We start from the raw sequence: 24,409 nt of genomic DNA on the forward strand, positions 1-24,409 counted from the left end.
GACCGATATGGACGGACCGATGGCAATTTCGTCCGTATGAATGCGGGGTGGCTTCGCGTCGTCCGAACCCACCCTGACGCATCTGTGAAGTGCGTCACAGCCTGCAACCGGCGTCTCGGCTAAACAGAACTCAACCGCTCGCACCACCGCGAGAGGGCATGGGTGGTCCATCATGACACAGGAAGCAGCAGCCGAGGCTCACGTCCCAACGCGACGCGCAAGGCCCGACCTGTTCGGCGCCACGTTTCTTGCCACCATCGGTATCGTGATGCTGGCCTGGATCGCAGGCCTGGTCTGGGCCGCGATCGCGTTCTTCAACTGGCTGGTGTGACGCGCGAAGCGATCAGTATCGCTTCAGCAAGCAATACGTTGCCCAGACAAAAAGAGGCGGGCCTGCGCCCGCCTCCTTGTTTCAGACCTTGCCTGAAGCCTCAGTAACACGCGCGAGGATCGGCCTGCACATACTGGCCGCTCGGATAGCGGTAGTAGCAATTGCCCTGGGCGAAATAATAGCCGGGCCGCGAGGCAGCCGTGGCGCCGGCGATCGCGCCGGTGGCGCCGCCGATCACGGCACCCGCGGCCGCGCCCGAGGCGTTGCCCGAGATCAGGCCGCCCAGCACGCCGCCGACGATGGCGCCGCCAAGTGCGCTTGCGCCGGGATCAGCCGGTGGCGGAGGCGGCGGCGGTTCGTAGGCGACGGGAGGCGGCGCCGGAGCATAGGCCACCGGCATGTCGTCGAAGTAATCCTCGGAGATGTAGGCTGGCGGGCCGGCCATCCGCTGCGGATAATAGTACCAGACGCCGCCGACGTCCCACCACCAGCCGGAGCGGCCGTTGCGGACCTCGTGGCGCCAGCGCCCGCCATCCCAGGCGCGATTGCCGCGATAGGCGTGTCCGCCCCAGTCGCGCTCCGGTGCGGGGCCCCTGGCGTAATTGCGTCCGGGCGGCGGGCCGCCTGCTCCGTGTGGGCCGGGACCGGGGCCGCCGGCGTGGGGCTGGCCGCCGGGCTGTTGCGCGGGCCGGGCCGCCTGCTGCGGCGGGGGGCCCTTGCGCATGTTCTGATTGTTCTGGGGCGGCGCGCCCGCGCCGGGCCCCGCAGGCGTCTGGGCCTGGGGTCTTGGCGGCAATGAGTCCTGTGCCTGCGCCGACAGCGCGACAAGGGACATGGCCGAAACCAAGGGAATAATGATCTTCATGCGGCTGGACGCACTCATGCGTGCTTAACCCCCTACTCTCGCGATTGCCGTGGTGCCTAGCGCGATAGACGATTCGCCTCGCGCCTGGCTGATGCCGGCGGACATAACTGACCTGCTTTGGTCGGCTAAGTCCCGTTACAAATGATTAAGATCACGGCAATTTTCGGCCCCGGGGGGCGCGGCGGAACCGTTCTAGCGCGCCGGCTCGATCACATTGCAGTTGGTCCGCCCCGACATCAGGCAGTCCTGCATCTTGCTGGCCGCGGTGAGATCGCGGGCGAGCCACCAGCCGACACCGAGGATCACGAGCGCGATGACCAATCCGGCAATCGCGCCGCGACGGTTGTCGCCGGATTGAGGTTTTGCGAGGGATTTGGGCTTTTTGCCCGGTTCGGGCTTGGACTCAGACTTGGACTCAGACTTGGACATGACTGGCCGATCGCAGGGGTGAACCGGCTTTACCACCTCTGCGACGTCGCGTCACATCCCGGTCGATCGTTCAGCCCCGGGTCTGCCGGATCGCATCCTTGCGCGAGGTTTCGACCGCCGGTGTGGCCCGCGGTGCGCAGGTCGTCAGCAAGAATGCGGTCTGGGTGCATTCCCAATCCGCGCCGAGGACGGCACTTTCGATCGGCTTCGGGCGGGCAAGCAACAGTGCGACGCCAGCCAAGGCGACCACCGCGACGGCGATTGCGAGCGCCTTCGGGCTCAGTCTTGAGATCATCATGCCCGTGCTCCGTCTCGTACCGGGCGGACGCTAGGCGCCGCTCCGTGTGGTCCTCTATGAAGGACATCACAATTCGGCAGTTTTTCGGGGCTACGAGAGATCGTCGGGGGTGGCGATTTTTCGTCTACCTGATCGGCTGCGATTATGGGTGGCTTCGCGACGCGCGCCGATGTACACGCTTCTGCGTCGCGTGGTGCCTGCTATGCCCAGCCGACGTACCAACAGTCACCGATGTAGGATTGAAAGCGAGGAAGGCAAGGCCCGTGAGTGGATTTAGGGAACCCGGGTTTTCAGACCGGCAAAAGGCGGCGCAGGAAGCGCGCAAAAATCTTTTGAACAAATTCAAGTCGCAGCCCGGGCTGGATGATCCGGCCGTGGCGGCACGTCGTGCTGAGCGCGAGGCGCTCGCGGCCAAGCGCGCAGAGGCAAAGGCCGCGCGCGAAGCCGAGAAGGCCGAGCAGAAGCGTATTGCGGAAGAAGCTGCAGCGGCCGAAGCCGCGCGTATCGCCCGCGAAGCGGAAGAAGCGATCGCCAAGCAGGCTGAAGTCGAGGCCGAGCAAAAGGCCAAGCGCGACGCCCGCTACGCTGCCCGAAAGGCTAAGCGGAAGTAACGTTCGCAAGTCACGTTCAACTCACGTCGCGTTCAAGTGAAGTTGAACTGAAACATCGCTGGGGGCGGTCCATGTGACCGCCCTCGGACTTCCAAGCGCGCGGCTGCCTTCGCAGACGCCGCGACGACGGCGGAAGATCAGTTCTTCTTCATCATCCCGTCGTCTTTCTTCATCCCGTCCTTCGACATGTGGTCCTTCTTCATGCCGTCGTCCTTGGACATGGTGTCCTTCTTCATGCCGTCCTTGGACATCGTGTCCTTCTTCATCATGCCGTCGTCCTTGCCCATCTTGTCCTGGGCAAAAGCGGCCGGCGACAGCGCGAGGCCAAGCGACAGAGCGGCAGCCGAGACGCCGAGCACGATGCGGGTGCGAATGGTCATGAGTGATTTCCCTTCGAGATGGTGTTTGTCAGCGACGGACGCCGCTATCTGATCTCGACGGATTGCCCGCTGGCGTTGTTACGCGCCCACTGACAAAATTTCTGCGGGCCGGCTGCGAGGATGTTCCGTGTGCACTGCAGCAAGGCCGGCACTTGCCCCGGCATTCGGTCTCGAACTATCAGATGAGAGAATATTGGGTGAGAGACCGGCTAGGATGGACCTATGCGCTGGTCTCAAGGACCCAGCCCACCTCACACCAAACAAGAACCGGCCAAGGGCCGTCCAAGGGGATACACCATGCTCACGCGCCGTCATCTGATCGCGACCGCCGTCGCCGCACCCGCCATTCTTCGCTTCGGCACTGGTACCGCGCATGCCGCGACCACGCTGAAGATCTCGCATCAATTCCCGGGAGGGACCATCGACAAGGGCGACTTCCGCGACCGGCTTTGCCGCATGTTCGCGGCTGAAGTCGCCAAGCGCAGCAAAGGCGACATCGCCGCTGAAATCTATCCGAACTCCTCGCTGATCAAGACCAACGCGCAGTTCTCCGCGATGCGCAAGGGCGCGCTCGACATCAGCCTCTATCCGATGCCTTACGCCGGTGGTGAGCTGCCGGAGACCAATATCGGCCTGATGCCGGGCCTCGTGACCACCTACGACCAGGGCATGCGCTGGAAGAAGGCGCCGGTCGGCAAGGCGCTGACTGACTTCCTCGCCGACAAGGGCATCATCCTGCTCACCTGGGTGTGGCAGGCCGGCGGCGTCGCCAGCCGCTCCAAACCGATCGTCGCCCCTGAAGATGCCAAGGGCATGAAGGTGCGCGGCGGCTCGCGCGAAATGGACATGGTGCTCCAGACCGCCGGCGCCTCGGTGCTCTCGGTGCCGTCGAACGAAATCTACGCGGCGATGCAGACCGGCGCCTGCGATGCCGGCATCACCTCCTCGACCAGCCTGATCTCGTTCCGGCTCGAAGAGGTCGCGAAGTCGCTGACCTCCGGTGCGGGTGCCTCCTACTGGTTCATGCTCGAGCCGCTGATGATGTCGAAGGCGATCTTCGACAAGCTGCCGAAGAACCAGCAGGACGTCCTGCTCGCGGTCGGCACCGAGCTCGAAGCCTTCGGCCGCAAGGGCGCGCAGGACGACGACGTCGAGGTCGCCAAGGTCTACGAGAAGGCCGGCGCCAAGGTCAGTGCGCTCGATGCCGCCACCGTCGGCAAATGGCGCGACATCGCCCGCGACACCGCGTGGAAGGATTACGGCGCCAAGACCGCGACCGCCGCCAACCTGCTCAAGCTCGCCTCCGACGTCGGCGCATGAGCCACGGTCCGCTTCCGGATCGTGACGACCAGGCGAACGCTGCCGCAGGGACCGGCCTTGCGGCGGCGATCGATCGCGGTCTCGCCGTCCTCAACACCATCATCGTCGTGTTCGCAGCGATCGCGCTGATCGCGGCTTGCGCCATCCTGAGCTACAGCGTGCTCAGCCGCGCTCTGTTCAAGGCCGCCAATTACTGGCAGGACGAGGCCGCCGTATTCCTCCTGGTCGGCGCCACCTTCATGACGGCGGCCTATGTGCAGCAGAACCGCGGCCATATCGGCATCGAGGCCTTTGTCGGCCTGCTGTCGCCGCTCGCGAACCGGATCAGGCTCTGGCTGGTCGATGCCGCGACGTTCCTGTTCTGCGCCTTTTTCGCCTGGAAGTCCTGGACGCTGACCCATGAAGCCTATGTCGACGGCCAGGTCTCGAACTCGATGTGGTCGCCGCCGCTCGCCATTCCCTATTCGCTGATGGCGCTCGGGATGAGCCTGCTCTGCATCCAGATCCTCGTGCAGCTTGCGCTGCCTTTCGCAGGAGCCAGGCGTCCATGAGCGTTTTCGGTATCGGCCTCGCCTACGGTATCGCGACGCTGGTCGTGATGTTTTCAGGCATGCCGATCGCGTTCGCGCTCGGCGCGGTCGCGGTCGTGTTCATGGGCATCTACATGCCGGCCGCGTCCCTGGATACGGTGACGCAGAACGTCTACGAGGAAATGGCCTCGATCACGCTGCTGTCGATCCCGCTCTTCATCCTGAAGGGCGCCGCGATCGGCAAATCGCGCGCCGGCCAGGATCTCTATTCGGCCCTCCATGCCTGGCTGCATCGCGTCCCCGGCGGCCTCGGCGTCGCCAACGTGTTCGCCTGTGCGCTGTTTGCGGCGATGGCGGGCTCCAGCCCCGCGACCTGCTCGGCGATCGGATCGGCCGGCATCCCCGAGATGCGCAAGCGCGGCTATTCCGGCGGATTTGCCGCCGGCATCATCGCGGCCGGCGGCACGCTCGGCATTCTGCTGCCGCCCTCGATCACGATGATCCTGTTCGCGGTCGCCGCGGAAAAATCGCTCGGCCGTCTCTTCCTCGCCGGCATCGGGCCCGGCCTGCTGCTGGTGTCCCTGTTCGGCGCCTATGCGGTGATCCGCTTCCGCCAGGAATATGCCGCGGCGCAGGCGATCTTTGAGAAAGGCGGGCCTGAGGCTGCGATCCTGGCCCGCGACGAATACACGCTGGCCGAACGCTTCAGCGTGCTGCCGCGCGTAATCCCCTTCGTGCTGCTGCTCACCGGCGTCATGATCGCGCTCTATGGCGGCTACGCGACGCCGTCGGAAACCGCCGGCCTCGGCGGCCTGCTCGCGCTGGCGCTGATCGCGGCGATCTACAGCGTCTGGCGGCCGAGCGACCTCGCCCCGATCTTGAAGTCGACGATCCGGGAATCGACCATGCTGATGATGATCATCGGCATGTCGCTGCTCTATTCCTACGTGATGAGCTATCTGCACATCTCGCAATCGGTCGCCGAATCCATCGTCGCGATGCACCTGCCGCGCTGGGAGCTGCTGTTCGCGATCCTCGTCATGGTCGTCGTGCTCGGCTTCTTCCTGCCGCCGGTCTCCATTATTCTCATGACCGCGCCGATCATCCTGCCGCCGCTCCGCGCCGCCAATTTCGACATCATCTGGTTCGGCGTAGTCATGACCATCGTGATGGAGATGGGGCTGATCCATCCGCCGGTCGGCCTCAACATCTTCGTCATCCGCAACGTCGCGCCGGACATTCCCCTGCGCGAGGTGATCTGGGGCACCCTGCCCTTCGTGCTGCTGATGATGCTCGCGGTGCTGCTGCTGTGCTTCTTCCCGGGAATCTCGACCGGGCTGCCGGACCTGGTGATGGGGCCGGACGGGAGCAGATGATGCTGCCGTAGGGTGGGCAAAGCGACTTGTCCGCCGTAGCTCGAAGAGCGAAGGGCGGAAGCGTGCCCGCCATTTGTCGTGTCCGTTGGACAGCGTGGTGGGCACGGCGCAAGTGCGCCTTTGCCACCCTATGAGCGCATCGATTACGACTCGCTCTTCCGCCGTGACTTCGGCGCGATCGTGCTGCCGGCCACCACCTGCAACAGATCCTTGCGCACGGCCTCGATGTGCCGCTCCAAAAACCGGCAGGCCTCCTCGACCTTCTGCGCGCGGCAGAGCGCGATCAGATGGGCGTGCTCCTTTTCGGCGATCCCCATTGCCTTGGTGTTGGAGAGCTGGAGGCGCGTGTAGCGGTCGCTGGTCTGGAGCAGCGACAGCACGATCGCGCGCGTACGCGGCTGCGGGGCGTGAACATAGAGCGCCATGTGGAAGTCGGCGTTGAGCTGCCCCCATTCGCTGACGTTGCGCGCCTTGATCGCCTTCTCAAAACTCTTGTGGATGTCGTCGAGCCCGCTGAAATCATCGGCGGTGAAACGCGGCGCCGATTGCGCCAGGAGGCGTGGCTCCAGGATTCCGCGCAGGTCGAACACATCGTTGATCTCGTCCAGCGACAGCTCCGAGACGATCGCGCCCTTCTGCGGAACGATGCGCACCAGGCCTTCGGCCTCGAGCTGGAACAGCGCTTCGCGCACCGGGATGCGGCTGACGCCATAGGCCTCGCCAAGTGCGTCCTGCCGTAGCTGCGATCCGGCCGGATAGGTGCCGTCGAGGATCGCCTGCCTGAGCTGGTCGACGATCGCGGCCGACAGCGTGCGATGCTTCAGAGGCTGTTTCATCTGACCTTCTGTTGTCCTTCCCGACTCATCCGGCCGAAGCGGTCTCTCTCTTGCATGTTGAGGGGCCCAACAAAAGTGTGGGGCCCGGCAAAAGCCAGTGCCCAGCAAAAGCGCGTCCTGCCGCCGAAATGACCGCAATCTCCGTTTGACACGCAAAATGTATAAATTATACATTTGCCGATAGCACGAGATTTCTCAGGGGGCGGGGCCTCTTTCATGATCGAGCAGACGATGCCGGCCACGCGCGCATTCAGCGTTCGACGCATTGTCGTCGGCGCGTCCAGTGCCCTGCTCGCCGTCGAGCGCGTCGCGCTGATGGGCCTGATGTACCTGCTCACCGGCCTGATCCTGGTGAACGTCGTCACCCGCTACGCGCGCTTCCCGATCTACTGGATCGATGAATCCGCGGTCTATTGCGTGGTCTGGCTGACCTTCGTCGGGGCGTCCGCGATGACGCGGCTGCGGCTCGATTTCGCGGTCACCATGCTGACGGAGCGTCTTTCGCCACGGCACCAGAAGATCGCAAAGGTGATCTCGACCGGCATGGTCGTCGCGTTCGGAATCGCACTGATCGTGACCTGCGTGCTCTGGATGGACCCGATTGGTCTCGCGCGCGCCGGCTTCGACGGGCGCAAGCTCGCGGCTGAGACCTTCAACTTTCTCTACACCGAGCACACCCAGACGCTGAACTGGCCGACCTGGGTGCTCTATTTGACGCTGCCGATCTTCGCGGTCTCGATGACCATCCACGGCCTCGCCAACCTGCTGGAAGATCTCGAACTGGTCCCGCGCACGCCGCCGAAGGGCTTTGCGCTCTCCGAACTCGACGGGGTCAACTGATGATCACGTCAGCCGCCTTCGTCGCGATCATGCTGGTCGGCGTGCCGATCGGCCTCTGCCTATGCCTCGCCGGCCTCGTCTACATCGCAGCATCCGGCAATCCGGTGCTGTTCCAGTCCTATCCGCTCCAGCTGTTCGGCGGCGTCGACAGCTACGGCCTGATCGCCATTCCGCTCTTCATCCTGATCGGCGAGATCATGAACGGCGGCGGCATCACGCGGCGCATCGTCGACATGGCGATGGCCTTCGTCGGCTCGCTCAAGGGCGGGCTCGCCTACGTCAACATCCTCGCCAACATGTTCATCTCCTCGATCCTGGGATCGGCGACCGCGCAGGTCGCGATCATGGCCCAGATCATGGTGCCGGAGATGGAGAAGAAGGGCTACGACAAGACCTTCGCGGCGGGATTGACCGCCTATGGCGGCATGCTCGGCCCGATCATTCCGCCGTCGGTGATGTTCGTGGTCTACAGCGTGCTCGCGCAGGTCTCGGTCAGCGACATGCTGATCGCCGGCATCGTGCCGGGCGTGATCCTCACGGTGATGTTCTGCCTCGTCATCGCGCTGATGGGATACGTCTACAACTATCCCCGCGCGGATTATCAGACGCCGCGCCAGCGCGTCATGACGATCCTGCGGACGTCACCCACCCTGCTGATCCCGATCGTCATCGTCGGCACCATCCTCAGCGGCCTCGCCAATGCGACGGAATCCGCTGCGGTCGGCGCGGTCGCCGCCGCACTTGTCGGGAAATACTGGACCAGGGAATTCGAGTTCTCGCAGCTGCCGCAGATGATGCTGCGCAGCGCCATCTATTCGGCGATCGTGCTGTTCCTGGTGGCGGCCGCGGCGGTGTTCTCCTGGGTGCTGATCTTCGGCAAGGTGCCGCAGGAAACCGCCGGCTGGATCCAGTCCGCCGCCAAGGACCCGGTCAGCTTCATGCTGATCTGCAACGTCATCCTGCTGATCATCGGCACGGTGATCGATGGCATTCCCGGCCTGATCATGACGGTGCCGATCCTGCTGCCGGTTGCAACCGACGTCTACCACATCGATCCCAGGCATTTCGGCGTCGTGGTGGTGATCAACCTCGTGCTCGGCCTGCTGTCGCCGCCGGTCGGGCTCTGCTTCTTCGTCGCGGCCGCCGTCACCGGGGCCAAGCCCGGCAAGATGTTCATGGTGACGCTGCCGTTCTTCGTCATCTCCTGCGTCCTGCTGGTGCTGCTCTCGCTCTACCCGTCGCTCTCGCTGATCCTCATCAAATAGGCCCGTTCAAAAGGAAGCCCGACCATGCCGCTTTCACGCCGCCGCTTTCTCGCCGCCAGCGCCGCCGCCTCGGTGTTCGCGCCCTCGCTGGCGCTTGCCCAGGCCAAGGAATTCCGCCTCGGCCTGATCACGCCCAATGGCCATTCCTGGAACAAGGCGGCGCTGAAATTCGGCGACGATCTCAAGGCCGCGACCAACGGCCGGCTCACCCTGACCGTGTTCCATTCCGGCCAGCTCGGCAACGAGCCCGCGATGATGCAGCAATTGCAGTCCGGCGCGCTCGACATGGGCTTCATCCAGGCCGCCGAGCTCGGCTCGCGCGTGCCGCACATCGCCGCGATCAATGCGCCCTACATCGTCCGCTCGACGCCTGCGGTCGCGAAATTCGTGCGGCATCCGGCTGCGGTGAAGTTGTTCGATGTGCTGCCGCATGAGACCGGCACTATCGGCCTCGGTTGGGGCATCACCGGCATGCGCGCGGTGTTCTCCTCGAAGGACCTGAACTCGCTCGCCGACATCAAGGGCATGAAGCTGCGCATCAACCCGACGCCGGTCTATCGCGATTTCTATTCCTCGCTCGGTGCCGCGCCGACGCCGATCCCGACGCCGCAGGTGTTCGACGCGATGGCCAACGGCCAGGTCGATGGCCTCGAGGCCGATCTCGAATTCTCCTGGAACCAGCGCTTCGACAAGGTCTCCAAGGTGATCCTGCAGATGAACGCCGTCTTCATGCCGATGGCCGCGGTCGTTTCCGGCCGGGTCTGGCAGACGCTCCCCGCAGCCGACCGCGAGCTGATCGCCAAGACGGTGAAGTCGATGCTGGACGCGCAGATCGACGAGTTGGCCTCCAACGAGCCCGCGCTGATCGAGAATTTCAAGAACGCGCCGATCCCGATCCGCCAGGTCCCGGCCGGCGACACCGAGGCTGTCATCGCCGAGTTCGACAAGATCTGGCTGCCCAAGGCACCTGTCCTTGCCGAGCTGCGCAAGGTCGGCGCGACGCTCTGATCCCATCCGCTATCCTCTTCACCACAGCCGGCGGATCCAGCCCCCCGCCGGCAAACTCACTTGGAGTCAATTCATGAGCCGCCGCGTTTCCTGGGAAGGCGTCTTCCCGGCCGTCACCACGCAATTCCACGACAATCTCTCGCTCGACATCGACGCGACCGCCAAGGTCATGGACGGGTTGATCCGCGACGGCGTCTCCGGCCTGATCGTCTGCGGCTCGGTCGGCGAGAACACCTCGCTGGAGCGCAAGGAGAAGGTCGCGATCATGGAGACGGCGAAATCCGTCGCGGCCGGCCGCGTGCCCGTGCTGTGTGGCATCGCCGAATTCACCACCGCCTTTGCGGTCGAAACCGCCAAGGAAGCCGCGCGCGTCGGCATCGACGGCGTGATGGTGATGCCGGCGCTGGTCTATTCGTCGAAGCCGCACGAGACCGCCGCACATTTCCGCGCGGTTGCCAGCGCGACCGACCTGCCGGTGATGCTCTACAACAATCCGCCGATCTACAAGAACGACGTCACCCCCGACATCCTGGCCTCGCTCGCCGACGTCGAGACCGTGGTCTGCTTCAAGGATTCCTCGGGCGACACGCGGCGCTTCATCGACACCAGGAACATGGTCGGTGACCGCTTCGTGCTGTTCGCTGGTCTCGACGACGTCATCGTCGAGAGCATCGCTATGGGCGCGGTGGGCTGGGTCTCCGGCATGTCAAACGCGTTCCCGCGCGAGGGCGAGACGCTGTTTCGTCTCGCCAAGGCCGGCCGCTTTGCGGAAGCCATGCCGATCTACGAATGGTTCATGCCGCTGCTGCATCTCGATGCGCGCCCCGACCTCGTCCAGTGCATCAAGCTGTGCGAGCACATCATGGGCCGCGGCACCGCGCTGACCCGCCCGCCCCGCCTCGCGCTGCTGCCGCAGGAGAAGGCCGAGGTCGAGGCCATGATGGCGAAGGCGCTCAAGAACCGGCCGCGCCTGCCGGATGTCGGGCTGAAGGCGGCCTGAAGGCACAGTTTGGTAGGGTGGGCAAAGCGAAAGCGTGCCCACCATTTGAGATCAAAATCGCGGAGAGATGGTGGGCACGGCGCTACGCGCCTTTGCCCACCCTACGAAGCAGCCCGCTTCTTCTTCGCGTTCAGCGCGGAGGCTACGCGGCTCACAGGCGGCTTGCCCAGCACGCCGCTCATCTCGTTCGTGGCCGCCAGCAGCTTGTCCATGTCGACACCGGTCCTGACGCCCATGCCTTCGAGCATGTAGACGACGTCCTCCGTCGCGACGTTACCGGTCGCGCCCGGCGCGTAGGGGCAGCCGCCGAGGCCGCCGGCGGCGGCATCGATGACGCGGACGCCCTCCTCCAGGCCGGCATAGAGATTGGCGAGTGCCTGGCCATAGGTGTCGTGGAAATGCATCGCGAGTTTTGCCGGCGGGATATTGGCGATGACCGCGCGCAGCATCTCCTTGGCCTTATCAGGCGTGCCGACGCCGATGGTGTCGCCGAGCGAGATCTCGTAGCAGCCAAGCTCCCACAGCGTGTTGGCGAGATCGGCGACCGCCTTCGGCTTGATCTCGCCGTCGAACGGACAGCCCAGCACGCAGGAGATATAGCCGCGGACCCTGACGCCATCCGCCTGGGCGCGCGCCAGCACCGGCTTGAACCGTTCGATGGACTCCGCCACCGTGCAGTTGATATTGGCGCGCGAAAACCCTTCCGAGGCCGCCGCGAACACGGAGACGACTTGCGCGCCGGCAGCGCGCGCGGCGTCATAGCCCTTCTCGTTCGGCACCAGCACGTGGAATTCGGCGCCCTTGACGTGGCTGACGCCGCGCAGCACGGCGTCCGAGCTCGCCATTTGCGGGACCGCCTTGGGCGAGACGAAGGCGCCGACCTCGACCGTGGTGAGGCCAGCGGTGACGAGCGCCTCGACGAAGGCGATGCGGGCCTCGACGCTGACGGGCGTCTTCTCGTTCTGGAGGCCGTCGCGCGGCCCCATTTCGATGATGCGGACGGGATCGCTCATCTCACTCTCCCGATGGCTCGACCACGGCGAGCTCGACGCCCTCCTGGACGATGTCTCCGACCTTGCATTTGATTGATTTCAGCACGCCGGCATAGGGCGCGCGCAGCGTCTGCTCCATCTTCATCACTTCCAGGGTGAGGATCGGCGCGCCCTTCTCGAGCTTGGCGCCCTCCTCGGCCAGCACGGCGACGACCGTGCCCGGCAGAGGCGCCGCGATCTTGTCCTCTCCGACATGCTCTTCGCTCTCGCCGCCGAACGGATCGACCCAATGCAGGTCGAAGCGGCCGTTGCGTGTGCGCAAATACAGCTCATGACCGTCGATCACGGCTGCGACCTGTGATTTGACGCCATCGAGTGTCAGATCGAAGCCGCCGTCACGCGGGGCGATCGTGAACGCCAATTCGCGGTCGCCGGTCACCAGCGTCGAGGGGCCGCTGCCGTAATTCAGCGTGATCTTCTGTTCAGGTCCATGGCCGACGCGGAAGGCAAAGCTGCGCTGGCGGCGGCCGACCGGCTGCCAGCCAAAAGTCTGCCAGGGCGAACTCGCCTCGTCTTGCGCGGCCTGCCGCTCGTCGTTGATAACAGCGGCGACTGCTGCGCACAGCTCGAGCTCGCCGGGTGCCGGCGGGGCCTGCGTTAGGCCCGCCAGCTCGCGCTCGATGAAGCCGGTGTCGATCGCATTGGTCCGCACCTTCGGATGCGTCATCAGCGCCGACAGGAACGGGATGTTGGTGACGATGCCGCGGACGTCGGAGTCTTGCAGCCCGCGATTCAGCCGTTCGATCGCGACGTCCCGCGTCGGCGCCCACGCGATCATTTTTGCGAGCATGGCATCGTAATAGGGCGAGACCGTATCGCCTTCGCGATAGCCGGCGTCGATGCGCAGGCCGCCGGTTTCCGCCGGCAGCCGCCAAGTCGAGATCCTCCCGACCGACGGCATGAAGTTCTTGGTCGGATTTTCCGCGTAGACACGCGCCTCGACCGCATGGCCATTGAGCCGGAGCTCGTCCTGCTTCAGCGGCAGCGCCTCGCCGAAGGCGACGCGCAGCTGCCACTCGACCAGATCGATGCCGGTGATCAGCTCGGTCACGGGATGCTCGACCTGAAGACGCGTGTTCATCTCGATGAAGAACACGTCCTTGCCGTCGGAGACGAACTCGATCGTGCCGGCGCCGACATAGTTCACGGCTCCGGCCGCCTTTCGCGCGGCGGCGCAGACGGTCTCGCGCTGGGCGGGATTGAGCGTCGGCGACGGCGCCTCCTCGATCACCTTCTGGTGCCGGCGCTGCAACGTGCATTCGCGCTCAAACAGTGACAGCAGATTGCCGTGGCTGTCGCCGATGATCTGCACCTCGATGTGGCGGGGATTGTCGACATATTTTTCGATCAGCATGCGGTCGTCGCCGAACGCGGCCTTGGCCTCGCGCTTGGCGCTGACGATCGCCGGCCCAAGCTCGTCCGCCGAGCGCACGATGCGCATGCCGCGGCCGCCACCACCGGCGGACGCCTTCACCAGGATCGGGAAGCCGATCTTGTCCGCGGCCTTCGAAAGCGTCGCCTCGTCCTGGGCCTCGCCGTGATAGCCGGGCACCAGCGGCACGCCGGCCTTCTCCATCAGCTCCTTGGAGCCGGACTTCGAGCCCATCGCCGTCATCATCGCGGCGGTCGGGCCGACGAACACCAGGCCCGCCTCCAGGCACGCCCGCGCGAACTCGGCATTTTCGGACAGGAAACCGTAGCCGGGATGCACGGCTTCCGCGCCGGTCTTTCGCGCGGCCTCGATCAGCCGCTCGACACTGAGGTAGCTGTCGCGCGCCCGCGCCGGACCGAGCAGCACGGCTTCATCTGCTAGCGCGACATGCATCGCGTCGCGGTCGGCCTCGGAATAGACCGCGACCGTGCGCAGGCCCATGGCTCGCGCGGTGCGGATGACGCGGCAGGCGATCTCGCCGCGGTTGGCGATCAGAAGCGTGCGAAAACGCCGGTAGAGCATTGAACGGTCCATCGCATCACATCCTGAACAGGCCGAATTTGGTAGGCTCGATCGGCGCATTCGACGCCGCGGAAAGGCCGAGGCCGAGCACGAGGCGCGTGTCGGCCGGGTCGATCACGCCGTCGTCCCACAGGCGGGCGGTCGCGTAATACGGATGTCCCTGGCTCTCATATTGCGCGCGGATAGGCTCGCGGAACTTGTCTTCCTCTTCCTTCGACCAGCTATCGCCCTTGGCCTCGATGTTGTCGCGCCGGACCTGGCTCAGCACCATCGAGGCCTGCTCGCCGCCCATCACCGAGATGCGCGCGTTCGGCCACATCCACAGGAAGCGCGGCGAGTAGGCGCGGCCGCACATGCCGTAATTGCCGGCGCCGTAGGAGCCGCCGATCACCACGGTAAATTTCGGCACCGAGGCGGCCGCTACCGCCGTGACAAGCTTGGCGCCGTCGCGCGCGATGCCGCCGGCCTCGTACTTCTTGCCGACCATGAAGCCGGTGATGTTCTGCAGGAACACCAAGGGAATGCCGCGCTGGCAGCACAGCTCGATGAAATGCGCGCCCTTCAGCGAGCTCTCGCTGAACAGGATGCCGTTGTTGGCGATGATACCGACCGGATAGCCCCAGACATGGGCGAAGCCGCAGACCAGCGTCGTGCCGTAGAGTTTTTTGAACTCGTCGAACTCCGAGCCGTCGACGATGCGGGCGATGATATCGCGTACGTCGAACGGCTTTCGGCCATCGACGGGCACCACGCCGTAGATTTCTTCCGCCGCAAACAGCGGATCGCGCGGCTTGTGCATGTTGAGGTTCGGCCGCACCGATGGCTTCAGCGTGCCGACGATGCGCCGGGCGATGCCGATCGCATGCGCATCGTTCTGGGCGTAGTGGTCGGTCACGCCCGACTGCCGCGAATGCACGTCGGCGCCGCCAAGCTCCTCGGCACTCACCACCTCGCCGGTCGCGGCCTTCACCAGCGGCGGACCGCCGAGGAAGATGGTGCCCTGGTTGCGCACGATGATGCTCTCGTCCGACATCGCGGGGACATAGGCGCCGCCGGCGGTGCAGGAGCCCATCACGATCGCGATCTGCGGGATGCCCTGCGACGACATCTGGGCCTGGTTGTAGAAGATCCGGCCGAAATGGCGCTCGTCCGGAAAGATCTCGTCCTGGAGCGGCAGGAAGGCGCCGCCGGAATCGACCATGTAGACGCAGGGAAGATTGTTCTGCCGCGCCACGTCCTGCGCGCGCAGATGCTTCTTCACCGTCATCGGATAGTAAGTGCCGCCCTTGATGGTGGCGTCGTTGGCGACGATCACGCATTCGCGGCCCGAGATGCGCCCGACGCCGGTGATGACGCTCGCCGAATGCACGTCGCCGCCATAGAGGCCGTACGCCGCCAGCGGCGACAGCTCCATGAACGAGGTGCCGGGATCGACCAGCAGGTCGACGCGCTCGCGCGCCAGCATCTTGCCGCGCGAGGTGTGGCGGTTGCGCGAGACCTCGCCGCCGCCGCCGGCGACCTGGCTCAGTTTTTCGCGCAAGTCCGCGACAAGCCCGCGCATGGCCTCGGAATTGCGCGCAAAGTCCGATGAAGACGTATCGATGCTGGAATGGAGCGGCATGTTGATTCCAATGAGGTGAAGGTTTCAGGCCGTCTCGGACATCAGCTCGCGGCCGATCAGCATGCGACGCACCTCCGAGGTGCCGGCGCCGATCTCGTAGAGTTTTGCGTCGCGCCAGAGACGTCCGACCGGGAATTCGGAGGTGTAGCCGACGCCGCCGAGCGCCTGGATCGCCTCGCCGGCCATCCACGTCGCCTTCTCCGCGGAATAGAGGATCGCGGCCGCCGCATCCTTGCGCAGCGTGCGGGCGTGGTCGGCCCTGTCGCAGGCGCGCCCGACCGCATAGACATAGGCGCGCGCCGACTGCCAGGTCGCATACATGTCGGCGAGCTTGCCCTGCATCAACTGGAAGTCGCCGATCGGCTGGCCGAACTGTTTTCGCTCGTGCATGTAGGGCACCACGGCGTCCATGCAGGCCGCCATGATCCCGAGCGGGCCGCCCGACAGCACCGTGCGCTCGTAATCGAGGCCGGACATCAGCACCTTGACGCCCTCGCCGACCTTGCCGAGCACGTTCTCCTCCGGCACCTCGCACTCGTCGAAGAACAACGGATAGGTGTTGGAGCCGCGCATGCCGAGCTTGTCGAGATGCTGGCCGTGGGTGAACCCCTTGAAGCCCTTTTCGATCAGGAAGGCGGTCATGCCGCGCGGGCCCGCCTCCGGATCGGTCTTGGCATAGACGACCAGCACGTCGGCGTCGCCGCCATTGGTGATCCACATCTTCGAGCCGTTGAGCACGTAACGGTCGCCGCGCTTGTCGGCGCGCAGCTTCATCGAAACGACGTCGGAGCCCGCGCCGGGCTCGGACATCGCGAGCGCGCCGACATATTCGCCGGAGATCAGCTTTGGCAGATAGCGCGCGCGCTGCGCGTCGTTGCCGTTGCGGCGGATCTGGTTGACGCAGAGGTTGGAATGGGCGCCGTAGGATAGCCCCACGGCAGCCGAGCCCCGCGAAATCTCCTCCATGGCGACGATATGGGCGAGATAGCCCATGCTGGAGCCGCCATATTGCTCCGGCGCGGTCATGCCGAGCAGGCCGAGGTCGCCAAAGCGCTTCCAGAGGTCGGCCGGGAACAGATTGGCCTTCTCGATCTCGGCGGCGCGCGGGGCGATCTCCGCCTCCACGAAGGCGCGCAGCGTGTCGCGCAGCATGCTGATGTCTTCGCCCAGATCGAAATCGATGCTCGGGATGTTCAAGGCGATTCCTCCGTATTCTTGTCGGGTCCGAACCTACCCCCGCCCGGGCGTCCCAGCGGTCGAAAAGGTTGCATTTTCCGCCAAGTTTGGCGAGGATTTTTCATGCCCTTTCAAGCCGCGACCGCGACGCCCCGCCGCGCCATGACCCCAGCCGCCTTCGTCCGCGGCGTGGTTGCCGCTTATGCCCTTTACGGGCGGGATCCGGCCGAAGCCTTGGGCAAGGGGCAGGTCACCGCGGACCTCGTTCGATCCCGCGACGGACGGGTGACAGCGGCCCAGTTCGAGGCGCTGGCCGGCCATGCCATGCGCGAGCTCGACGACGAAGCGCTTGGCTGGTTCTCGCGCCGGCTGCCTTGGGGAACCTACGGTATGCTGTGCCGCGCCTCGATCACGGCCCCCAATCTCGAAGTCGCGCTAAAACGCTGGTGCCGGCATCATCGCCTGCTGACCGAGGACGTGCTGTTCGAGCTCTCGCTTGGTGATGAGACCGCGACGATCTCCATTCGCGAACAGCGCGACCTCGGCCCCTTGCGTGAATTCTGCCTGGTCACCCTGCTCCGCTATGTTCTCGGCTTCTCCTGCTGGGCCGTCGATTCCGCGATCGCGCTGCGTGCGGCCGAGTTTCCCTATTCCGAGCCGGGCCACGTCTCGGTCTATCCGACGATCTTCTGCAGGCATTTGAGCTTTGGTGCGGACGGCGCCCGCATCGTGTTCGACAAGCATTATCTCTCTCTGCCGCTGACCCGCAGCCCCGCCGATCTCGACAGCATGCTCAAGGGCGCGCTGCGGCTCACCGTGCTGCCCTACCGGCGCGACCGGCTGCTGGTCGAGCGCGTCCGCCGCGTGCTGCGCAATGCACGCGGGCGCATTCTCGGCGCCGAGGATGTCGCAAGCGAGTTGGCACTCTCGACCCGCACCATGCACCGGCGCCTGCGCGAGGAAGCGACCTCGCTGCGCGATCTCAAGGAAGAGGCAAAGTTCGAGCTCGCCAAGCAGGAGCTGATGCGCGGCCGCGCCCCCATCAAGCGGATCGCGGAGATCGCCGGCTTCCGCAACGAGAAGAGTTTTTCGCGCGCCTTCCGCACCTGGACCGGCGCCTCCCCGCGCGAGTTTCGCGAGCGCTATCGCTGAGGCGCGGCGTCACCTGCTTGTCATAAATTGACGTCCTCCGAGATCACTCTCGGAGGACGCAATCTCTCGGATCAGGTCGCGATCTCAGGCGTTAGTTCTGCGCGCCCTGGCGAGCCTTGGGCTGCTTCGTCTGCTTCGGCTGGAAGGCGAGCGCATCGTTGCTAGTCTTGGCGCCGCCGGCCTGCGAGCACGTGCCGCCGATGCCACCGGCCGCCTGACGGCAGGCTTCCATCGTCGGATAGCCGCAGCCGTGAGCGGCCTGGGCGCCGTTGGTGATGCAATAATCGTCGGCCTTCGCAGCCGGCGCCGACAGAACAAAAAACGCAGACGCAAACAGCGTCGCAGCAGAGGCTGCGATCGTCTTCGAAGTCGATGTCATGATGTCTTTTCCTGCTTAGGGTCCCACAAAAGCATCCCCGGCGTGCGACGCAGACCGAGGTTCACACCCTGCATTTAGGCAGCGCAAAGATGCCGACAATCACGGTTGCGCGCATTGCAGTCCTGCCTAAATCACATGTCATAGTTAGGTGAGTTACTAAGCTATTATAACTATCCGAATCGACCGCACCGCGCGCAAGCGCCCCCCGACTTCGGACTTTCAGTAGAGAGACTTGAACGCCTATCCGACGGGTGCCGCCACTACATCCTGTAACGGCAGCGGCACATCCTTCGCGACGCCCAGCACCGGAAAGCTGCGGACGTTCTTCACATCAGGCATCGCGGCGAAATGCAGCAGCTGCTGGCGCATGCTTTCGACGTTCGGCGCGACGCATTTCAGCAGGTAGTCGGTGTCGCCTGAAATCCGCCAGCACTGCTGGATGCGCGGGATCGCGGCAATCGAGCTCTCGAACGCCTCCAGCACCGGCTGGGCCTGGCTCACGAGCTGGATCGAGACGAACGAAACCACCTCATAGCCGAGCAGCCGCTCGTCGATGACGGCGCGGACCGCCCGGATCACGCCGCGGCTGAACAGCAATTTCAACCGCCGCAGGCAATTGGGCGCGGACACGCCGACCCGCAGCGCCAGCTCGTTGTTGCGCACCCGCCCGTCCTGCTGCAGCTCGGAGAGTATCTTCAGATCGATGCCGTCGAGCTGGTCACGCCCGGCCATCCCCCACCTCGCCATGATCCCGTCATGACGTCAGCGAAGCACGCGGCGGAATCGCTGCCAAGGGGCCGGAGCCCGGCGCGACAGCTGGTCCGTGGATCGGGATCATCGGACGCGACGTCATGTCTGCGGGCGGGGTACCCCCGCCGTCATGCCAGGGCTTGTCGCGGCCATCCGCGCTCTTTCACTCGGCCCCAAAGACGTCGATGCCCGGGCCTTCGCCTCGCCGAAGCGGCTTCGGCCGCGCAGGCGGGACAAGGCCCAAGCATGACGAGTAAATCACGTCGTATGAAGTCGGAGCAGCCAGCCGCCCCTCAATGCGTCCAGGGCTCGCCGCGCCGGAACGAGAAATTGTCGGCATAGGCGACCGGGCGGCGGATCGAATCCTGCGGCTCGATCACCTGGTAGGCGATGCCCTTGCGCTCGCAATAAGCGACCGCCTCTTCCTTGCTGTGGAAGCGCAGCGTGATCTGCTGCTTCATGTCGCCGGACGAGGTCCATCCCATCAGCGGCTCGACCGAACGCGGCTGCTCCGGCTCGTAATCCAGCTGCCATTCCTTGGTCTTGGACCGGCCGGATTGCATCGCGTTCTTGGCGGGCTTGAAAATGCGTGCGGTCATGGGTGGTCCGGGCCTCTTGGTCTTTTCGTTCGATTTCGATGCGTCACGGTAGCAGTTGGTGGAAACCGCGGGCATAGTATAGAGACACCTTTTGGGAACTGATCGGTGATTCCGGTCCCCCCGGGGGTGCGTTGCCGACGGGTATAGTCATTATGCTGCACCGTGACAATTGCGTACCCGCCTTCCGCGCCGGGATCCCGCCCGGCGGCCCTGTCTCGCCGACACCAGCGTATCCGCCCCCTCCGAAAGCTTCCGTCGCATGGCCTTCCTGAACATCAACGCCACGCTTCCCGAAAAGGGCCGTGACCTCAGGCTCGACCTGTTTCGCGGCATCGCGAACTGGGCGATCTTCCTCGACCATATCCCCGACAACGTGGTGAACTGGATCACCACCCGCAACTACGGCTTTTCCGACGCCGCCGACCTGTTCGTCTTCATCTCAGGCTACACCGCTTCCTTCGTCTATGCGCGAATGATGCTCGAGCGCGGCTTCATCGTCGGCGCCACGAGGCTGACCAAGCGGGTCTGGCAGCTCTACGTCGCCCACATCATCCTGTTCGTGATCTACATCGCCTCGATCAGCTATCTGGCGCTGCGGTTCGGCGATTCCGACATGATCAACGAGTTCAACGTCGCCGGCCTCGTCGACAACGCCACCGAGACGCTGCGCCAGGGCCTGTTCCTGCGCTTCAAGCCGCTCAATCTCGACGTGCTGCCGCTCTACATCGTGCTGATGGGGCTGTTTCCGCCGGTGCTGTGGTTCATGCTGCGCAAGCCCGACCTGACGATGGCGCTGTCCATCGTGCTGTGGCTCGCCGCCCGCCATTACGGCCTGAACCTGACCGCCTATCCGGCCGGCCAGTGGTACTTCAACCCGTATGCCTGGCAGGTGCTGTTCGTGTTCGGCGCCTGGTGCGCGATGGGCGGCGCCCGGCGTTCGGGAGCCGTGATCAATTCGCCGATCACGCTGTGGCTTTGCCTCGGCTATCTCGCCTTCGCGCTGGTCATGACCATGGCCGGCCGCTTCCCCACCCTCGGCGGCATGTTCCCGGGATGGCTGTTCTCGGCCTTCAACCCCAACGACAAGACCAACCTTGCGCCCTACCGCTTCCTCCATTTCGTCGTGATCGTGATCCTGGTGATCCGCTTCGTGCCGAAGGACTGGCCCGGCCTGGAGTGGAAGGTGTTCGATCCCTTGATCGTCTGCGGCCAGCAGTCGCTCGCCGTATTCTGCGTCGGCGTGTTCCTGTCCTTCGTCGGCCATTTCGAGCTGTCGATGAGCTCGGGCTCGCTGTTCGCGCAGATCTTCGTCAGCATCGCCGGCATCGCGATCATGACGACGGTGGCCTATTACATTTCCTGGTCGAAAAAGCAGGACAAGCCGTTGAAGCCGCCGCCGCCCAAGCCTGCGGCGGCCGCCTCGCCCGCAAAGGCCGCCTAGAGCCGTTTCCGTTCCGATGAAATCGGAACGGGGCGCTAGATTCAGTTGCGGCAGCGGAGCCGGCTCAGGCCGCCTCGGTGTCGTACTCGGTGAACTTCTTGTAGATCCAGTCGCGGCCGTCGTGGCGGCGCCAGACCTTTCCATAGACGAGCTGCCCGTTGATCGAGCGGCGCGGCACGATCACGGTCCAGAGGTGCCAGATCTCGGTCCAGCTCGACTGCGGATGGACGGTTCGGACGTTGCGATCGAAAGACATGACGCAAAACTCACAAGATATGAGCGCCGCGACGAACTGTGACCTGTGTGACCACCGATTGCAGGCACCCCATCGCGAGCCTTGCCGACCTGATATCAGCCAGGAATGTGGCTGCAACAACCACTCGGCCTTAACCTAACTGGTCAACCTTACCCCTCGTGGGTACCCGCCAAGACCCGTTGAAAGCCGGCGCCGATCTTTCTATGATGCGTGCACAATTTGAGAATGAGCGCGCCGTTTTGGACGCGTGGCAATTGCGAACTGATTTTCATTTTTCAAATGACTTGCTGACTGGGGCACCACAATGAATATGCAATGTGGACGTTTGCGCCTGGCGGTGTGCTCGGTGCCGCCTGCGCCGCGCATCAAGACAGTCAAGACATCCGTCTCTGAACCGCCGAAGGCGGCCAACGACAATCATCTGGCGTGGCCGTTCCTGCCGTTTCCGCTCGGCTGGTACGCGACGAACTGATCCCCGGAAATAGCGCGACGCCGCTCAAGCGGAATATCATCGCTTGGCGGCGTCCGTTTAGGCATTGGGCGCTGAAATCCCCAATGCCTATATGTCTATGGCGACAGCCAAAGGTTCGAAGCAATTTTGCGAATTCTGCGGCGGGCCGGCCGGCGCAATGCCTTGAAAAATCGCGCAGAAGTGGCGTTTTGTGAAGAACAAGCGCCAGGGCTTCAGGCAAGGCTTCAGGCAAGGCTTCAGGCAAGGCTTCAGGCAAGGTTCGCGCGCGCTTCAGGTCGCCATAGGCCGCCTGCCCCGCCCCCACAATCGCGCCGGCTCAGATGCGCGACGTGCTCTGCGCATTGACGCCCAGCGTGCCCTGCGCGTTGTAGACCTGTCCCACCTGGTTGCCATGTTCCCGGCTCTGCGGTCGCAACCAATCACCGCGCCATGAGTTGCAGGTCCTTCCCGTCTGTCCGGGGAAGCCGCGTGGCTGCGATCCATGCCCGCGCGATGTACGGACGATCATCTCGTCTCACGACCGTGTGAGCTGGAGCGCGGCCGGTGAATTTTCACGAGCGAGCAGAGACCAACGAACAGCAGGCCGCAAGCCAAGGGGATGCAGTGAGTCAAATCGATACGACCGAGAAGCTCTCGGGCACGCCGGAGACTGAAAGTTCGCTGTTCGCACTGTGCGGGCTTGGCGTCGCCGGGATCGCAATGCTGGGCTGGATCTGCGCCCTCGCCTGGATCGCCTGGCGCCTGGTCGATTGGCTGTTGTTCTGAAATCGAAACGCCGCCGGCACGCCGACGCACGCAAAAGTGGCAGCGGACGCAATTTCGCGGAGATCGTCCTGCCGACCTGACCGTCGTGGCGGCAGCGGCAACGGGATGAGCGCGGCGCAATATCGAGAGAATTGAAGGAGCTTCAACCTCGGGACTGGTCGGGGCAGCTGGATTCGAACCAACGACCTGCAGTACCCAAAACTGCCGCGCTACCAGGCTGCGCTATACCCCGAATGTCCAGCGAGCCCCGTCGATACACGCTTCCCAAAGCGCCATCAAGCTTTCAAGCCGCCAGCAAGGCGGCAATAACTCCGCCGGGTCGCCCTACTTGGTGCCGAACAGCGGGTGGCCGACGCGGTCGCCGGGACGGATGCCGTATTTCTGCGCCGTTCCCGCCACCACCTCCAGCACGGCCCGCGCGGGCCCCTGGGACGAGATGATCTTGGTCGACAGCGGCTCGGTGTTTTCGGCGATGCGCAGGATGCGGCCGTCGGCGCGGATGAAGATCATGTCGAGCGAGACGTAGGTGTTCTTCATCCACATCGACACTTCCTGCTCGGGTTTGAAGTCGAACAGCATGCCTTTGCCGTCGGCCAGTTCCTTGCGGTACATCAGCCCGGTCTGCTTCTCCTCCTCGGTCGTCGCCATTTCCACCGAGAACACCTGCACGCCGTTCCTGGTGACGATCTCGAGCGGCTGGAAGCTGGCGGCGCGCACCGGCGCACTCCCGACGGCACAGCCGACGACGAGGATGGCGGCCAGCCAGCCCCTCGCAATGGACCAGACGGCCTTTCGGTCAAAATTCATGGGACGGTACTCAAGGGGGCGTGGGACTGGACCAGTCCTTACGCGGCGATCGTGACAAAAGCCAGAGGCGCGCCGGACGGCCTGCGCGCCTCTTGTCACGATTACGGGAGTTGGCGATCGCCGCTAGTGCGACTGCAATCCCGGCGATCCCGTCTCGGGATGGATCTCGGCCGCCATCATGCCCTTGGAGCCGGGCCCGAAGCGGACCAGGACATATTGGCCGGGCCTGAGCTCGGTCATGCCGAAGCGGCGCAGCGTCTCCATGTGCACGAAGATGTCGGGCGTGCCCTCGCCGCAGGTCAGGAAGCCGAAGCCGCGCAGGCGGTTGAACCACTTGACCTGGGCTCGCTCCAGTCCGCTGGTCGCGGTGACCGTGACGTGGGTGCGCGGCGGCAGCATCTGCGCCGGATGGATCGCGGTCGACTCGTCCATCGAGACCACGCGGAAGGCCTGGTAGCCCTTGGCGCGCTGAATGCACTCGACGACGATGCGGGCGCCCTCATAGGCGGTCTGGAAGCCGTCGCGCCTGAGCACGGTGACGTGCAGCAGCACGTCCGGCCAGCCATTGTCGGGAACGATGAAGCCGTAGCCCTTTGAAGCGTCGAACCATTTGATGACGCCGTGAACCTCGACGAGGTTGGCACTGCCTTCACCAAGTCCGCTGAACGGGCTTAGCGCGTTATCGCGACCGCCGCCGTGCTCGCCCACAGCGGGAACTCCGATCTTCTTGGACTCAAATCCGTCCGACGACCCCATAACCCCGGACCCCACACTGCCCATTGCAACCCGCCTCAGCGGCGGCGTCGAATCACGCGTCTTAAGAGAATGTTCTCAATTCGACGCGATGCGAATCTTTCGACTCAAAAGATAACACTCCCGGTTGCGGCGCATAGATA

At 64.6% G+C, this 24,409-nt stretch carries 28 protein-coding genes and 1 tRNA gene; 13 read left to right on the forward strand and 16 right to left on the reverse strand.

The window, feature by feature from the left end; genetic code table 11:
• Positions 1–172: 172 nt before the first annotated feature.
• A complete protein-coding gene (locus tag AB7531_RS23770) occupies positions 173–331 on the forward strand; it encodes a hypothetical protein (protein WP_028161343.1) in 159 nt (52 codons plus the stop codon).
• A gap of 100 nt (positions 332–431) precedes the next feature.
• Here AB7531_RS23770 and AB7531_RS23775 read toward each other — a convergent pair whose 3' ends face one another.
• The 3 genes from AB7531_RS23775 to AB7531_RS23785 all read right to left on the reverse strand — a co-directional run bounded on the left by AB7531_RS23775 (position 432) and on the right by AB7531_RS23785 (position 1,923).
• Positions 432–1,214, reverse strand: coding sequence for a hypothetical protein (locus AB7531_RS23775; RefSeq protein ID WP_247310434.1), 783 nt, complete (start codon positions 1,212–1,214; stop codon positions 432–434).
• 174 nt (positions 1,215–1,388) lie between these two features.
• Positions 1,389–1,625: a hypothetical protein gene (locus AB7531_RS23780; protein ID WP_063983433.1), complete on the reverse strand. Its 237-nt coding sequence runs from the start codon at positions 1,623–1,625 to the stop codon at positions 1,389–1,391.
• 70 nt (positions 1,626–1,695) lie between these two features.
• Positions 1,696–1,923: a hypothetical protein gene (locus AB7531_RS23785; protein ID WP_028150973.1), complete on the reverse strand. Its 228-nt coding sequence runs from the start codon at positions 1,921–1,923 to the stop codon at positions 1,696–1,698.
• A gap of 263 nt (positions 1,924–2,186) precedes the next feature.
• On the opposite strand from AB7531_RS23785, the gene AB7531_RS23790 reads away from it, so the two are divergent.
• Positions 2,187–2,534, forward strand: a complete 348-nt coding sequence (locus AB7531_RS23790; protein ID WP_071914157.1) for a DUF6481 family protein — start codon at positions 2,187–2,189, stop codon at positions 2,532–2,534.
• A 137-nt stretch (positions 2,535–2,671) separates the two neighbouring features.
• Here AB7531_RS23790 and AB7531_RS23795 read toward each other — a convergent pair whose 3' ends face one another.
• The gene (locus AB7531_RS23795; RefSeq protein WP_028150975.1) at positions 2,672–2,914 is read right to left on the reverse strand and encodes a pentapeptide MXKDX repeat protein; all 243 of its coding nucleotides are present in this window, start codon (positions 2,912–2,914) and stop codon (positions 2,672–2,674) included.
• 297 nt (positions 2,915–3,211) lie between these two features.
• Between AB7531_RS23795 and AB7531_RS23800 the strand changes: the two genes are divergently transcribed.
• Genes AB7531_RS23800 through AB7531_RS23810 form a run of 3 tightly spaced genes read left to right on the forward strand, consistent with a single transcriptional unit; the run spans position 3,212 to position 6,140 of the window.
• A complete protein-coding gene (locus AB7531_RS23800; RefSeq protein ID WP_063983435.1) occupies positions 3,212–4,234 on the forward strand; it encodes a TRAP transporter substrate-binding protein in 1,023 nt (340 codons plus the stop codon).
• Entirely contained in the window at positions 4,231–4,785 is a 555-nt protein-coding gene (locus AB7531_RS23805; RefSeq protein ID WP_063983436.1) for a TRAP transporter small permease, read from the forward strand. Before AB7531_RS23800 ends, AB7531_RS23805 begins: the two co-directional genes overlap by 4 nt.
• Positions 4,782–6,140, forward strand: coding sequence for a TRAP transporter large permease (locus tag AB7531_RS23810; RefSeq protein ID WP_063983437.1), 1,359 nt, complete (start codon positions 4,782–4,784; stop codon positions 6,138–6,140). The genes AB7531_RS23805 and AB7531_RS23810 overlap by 4 nt, the downstream gene beginning before the upstream one ends.
• Before the next feature lie 143 nt (positions 6,141–6,283).
• Here the strand turns inward: AB7531_RS23810 and AB7531_RS23815 are convergent, their stop codons facing one another.
• A complete protein-coding gene (locus AB7531_RS23815; protein WP_063983438.1) occupies positions 6,284–6,976 on the reverse strand; it encodes a GntR family transcriptional regulator in 693 nt (230 codons plus the stop codon).
• A 231-nt stretch (positions 6,977–7,207) separates the two neighbouring features.
• On the opposite strand from AB7531_RS23815, the gene AB7531_RS23820 reads away from it, so the two are divergent.
• The 4 genes from AB7531_RS23820 (at position 7,208) to AB7531_RS23835 (ending at position 11,089) form a co-directional block, all read left to right on the forward strand.
• The gene (locus AB7531_RS23820) at positions 7,208–7,816 is read left to right on the forward strand and encodes a TRAP transporter small permease (RefSeq protein WP_063986387.1); all 609 of its coding nucleotides are present in this window, start codon (positions 7,208–7,210) and stop codon (positions 7,814–7,816) included.
• Positions 7,816–9,081 (forward strand): TRAP transporter large permease, encoded by a 1,266-nt coding sequence (locus tag AB7531_RS23825; protein ID WP_063983439.1) that lies wholly within the window; start codon positions 7,816–7,818, stop codon positions 9,079–9,081. Before AB7531_RS23820 ends, AB7531_RS23825 begins: the two co-directional genes overlap by 1 nt.
• A gap of 24 nt (positions 9,082–9,105) precedes the next feature.
• The gene (locus tag AB7531_RS23830) at positions 9,106–10,089 is read left to right on the forward strand and encodes a TRAP transporter substrate-binding protein (protein WP_441280141.1); all 984 of its coding nucleotides are present in this window, start codon (positions 9,106–9,108) and stop codon (positions 10,087–10,089) included.
• A 73-nt stretch (positions 10,090–10,162) separates the two neighbouring features.
• The gene (locus tag AB7531_RS23835) at positions 10,163–11,089 is read left to right on the forward strand and encodes a dihydrodipicolinate synthase family protein (protein ID WP_063983441.1); all 927 of its coding nucleotides are present in this window, start codon (positions 10,163–10,165) and stop codon (positions 11,087–11,089) included.
• 101 nt (positions 11,090–11,190) lie between these two features.
• Here the strand turns inward: AB7531_RS23835 and AB7531_RS23840 are convergent, their stop codons facing one another.
• From AB7531_RS23840 to AB7531_RS23855, 4 genes are read right to left on the reverse strand one after another with little or no spacing between them, the layout of a single operon-like run.
• Positions 11,191–12,102, reverse strand: coding sequence for a hydroxymethylglutaryl-CoA lyase (locus AB7531_RS23840; protein ID WP_063983442.1), 912 nt, complete (start codon positions 12,100–12,102; stop codon positions 11,191–11,193).
• Between the two features lies 1 nt (position 12,103).
• Positions 12,104–14,107 (reverse strand): acetyl/propionyl/methylcrotonyl-CoA carboxylase subunit alpha, encoded by a 2,004-nt coding sequence (locus tag AB7531_RS23845; protein ID WP_063983443.1) that lies wholly within the window; start codon positions 14,105–14,107, stop codon positions 12,104–12,106.
• A 4-nt stretch (positions 14,108–14,111) separates the two neighbouring features.
• The gene (locus AB7531_RS23850) at positions 14,112–15,716 is read right to left on the reverse strand and encodes a carboxyl transferase domain-containing protein (RefSeq protein ID WP_063983444.1); all 1,605 of its coding nucleotides are present in this window, start codon (positions 15,714–15,716) and stop codon (positions 14,112–14,114) included.
• Positions 15,717–15,740: 24 nt separating this feature from the next.
• Positions 15,741–16,868 (reverse strand): isovaleryl-CoA dehydrogenase, encoded by a 1,128-nt coding sequence (locus AB7531_RS23855; protein WP_135213850.1) that lies wholly within the window; start codon positions 16,866–16,868, stop codon positions 15,741–15,743.
• A gap of 147 nt (positions 16,869–17,015) precedes the next feature.
• On the opposite strand from AB7531_RS23855, the gene AB7531_RS23860 reads away from it, so the two are divergent.
• The gene (locus AB7531_RS23860; RefSeq protein WP_063983446.1) at positions 17,016–18,044 is read left to right on the forward strand and encodes an AraC family transcriptional regulator; all 1,029 of its coding nucleotides are present in this window, start codon (positions 17,016–17,018) and stop codon (positions 18,042–18,044) included.
• 91 nt (positions 18,045–18,135) lie between these two features.
• On the opposite strand, the gene AB7531_RS23865 is transcribed toward AB7531_RS23860, so the two are convergent.
• From AB7531_RS23865 to AB7531_RS23875, 3 genes are all read right to left on the reverse strand, one after another.
• A complete protein-coding gene (locus AB7531_RS23865; RefSeq protein ID WP_063983447.1) occupies positions 18,136–18,423 on the reverse strand; it encodes a DUF3551 domain-containing protein in 288 nt (95 codons plus the stop codon).
• A gap of 240 nt (positions 18,424–18,663) precedes the next feature.
• The gene (locus AB7531_RS23870; RefSeq protein WP_063983448.1) at positions 18,664–19,155 is read right to left on the reverse strand and encodes an Lrp/AsnC family transcriptional regulator; all 492 of its coding nucleotides are present in this window, start codon (positions 19,153–19,155) and stop codon (positions 18,664–18,666) included.
• A 311-nt stretch (positions 19,156–19,466) separates the two neighbouring features.
• Positions 19,467–19,772, reverse strand: coding sequence for an ETC complex I subunit (locus tag AB7531_RS23875; protein ID WP_014495449.1), 306 nt, complete (start codon positions 19,770–19,772; stop codon positions 19,467–19,469).
• A 259-nt stretch (positions 19,773–20,031) separates the two neighbouring features.
• On the opposite strand from AB7531_RS23875, the gene AB7531_RS23880 reads away from it, so the two are divergent.
• Entirely contained in the window at positions 20,032–21,213 is a 1,182-nt protein-coding gene (locus AB7531_RS23880; RefSeq protein WP_063983449.1) for an OpgC domain-containing protein, read from the forward strand.
• 64 nt (positions 21,214–21,277) lie between these two features.
• Here AB7531_RS23880 and AB7531_RS23885 read toward each other — a convergent pair whose 3' ends face one another.
• Positions 21,278–21,469 (reverse strand): hypothetical protein, encoded by a 192-nt coding sequence (locus AB7531_RS23885; protein WP_063983450.1) that lies wholly within the window; start codon positions 21,467–21,469, stop codon positions 21,278–21,280.
• Positions 21,470–21,773: 304 nt separating this feature from the next.
• Between AB7531_RS23885 and AB7531_RS23890 the strand changes: the two genes are divergently transcribed.
• The gene (locus AB7531_RS23890) at positions 21,774–21,941 is read left to right on the forward strand and encodes a hypothetical protein (protein ID WP_166341408.1); all 168 of its coding nucleotides are present in this window, start codon (positions 21,774–21,776) and stop codon (positions 21,939–21,941) included.
• Positions 21,942–22,544: 603 nt separating this feature from the next.
• Positions 22,545–22,706 (forward strand): RNA-binding protein, encoded by a 162-nt coding sequence (locus tag AB7531_RS23895; RefSeq protein ID WP_223153565.1) that lies wholly within the window; start codon positions 22,545–22,547, stop codon positions 22,704–22,706.
• Between the two features lie 155 nt (positions 22,707–22,861).
• Here AB7531_RS23895 and AB7531_RS23900 read toward each other — a convergent pair.
• The 3 genes from AB7531_RS23900 to AB7531_RS23910 form a co-directional block, all read right to left on the reverse strand.
• Positions 22,862–22,938 (reverse strand) — tRNA-Pro (locus AB7531_RS23900).
• Positions 22,939–23,030: 92 nt separating this feature from the next.
• Positions 23,031–23,513 carry a DUF192 domain-containing protein gene (locus tag AB7531_RS23905; protein ID WP_038959501.1) on the reverse strand — a complete coding sequence of 161 codons (483 nt, stop codon included), beginning with the start codon at positions 23,511–23,513 and terminating at the stop codon, positions 23,031–23,033.
• A 123-nt stretch (positions 23,514–23,636) separates the two neighbouring features.
• Positions 23,637–24,269: a cold-shock protein gene (locus AB7531_RS23910; protein ID WP_028150990.1), complete on the reverse strand. Its 633-nt coding sequence runs from the start codon at positions 24,267–24,269 to the stop codon at positions 23,637–23,639.
• Between the last annotated feature and the right edge of the window lie 140 nt (positions 24,270–24,409).

It is taken from the genome of Bradyrhizobium sp. 63_E2_N1_3 (assembly GCF_052076005.1).
GTDB classification, from domain to species: Bacteria; Pseudomonadota; Alphaproteobacteria; order Rhizobiales; family Xanthobacteraceae; genus Bradyrhizobium; species Bradyrhizobium barranii.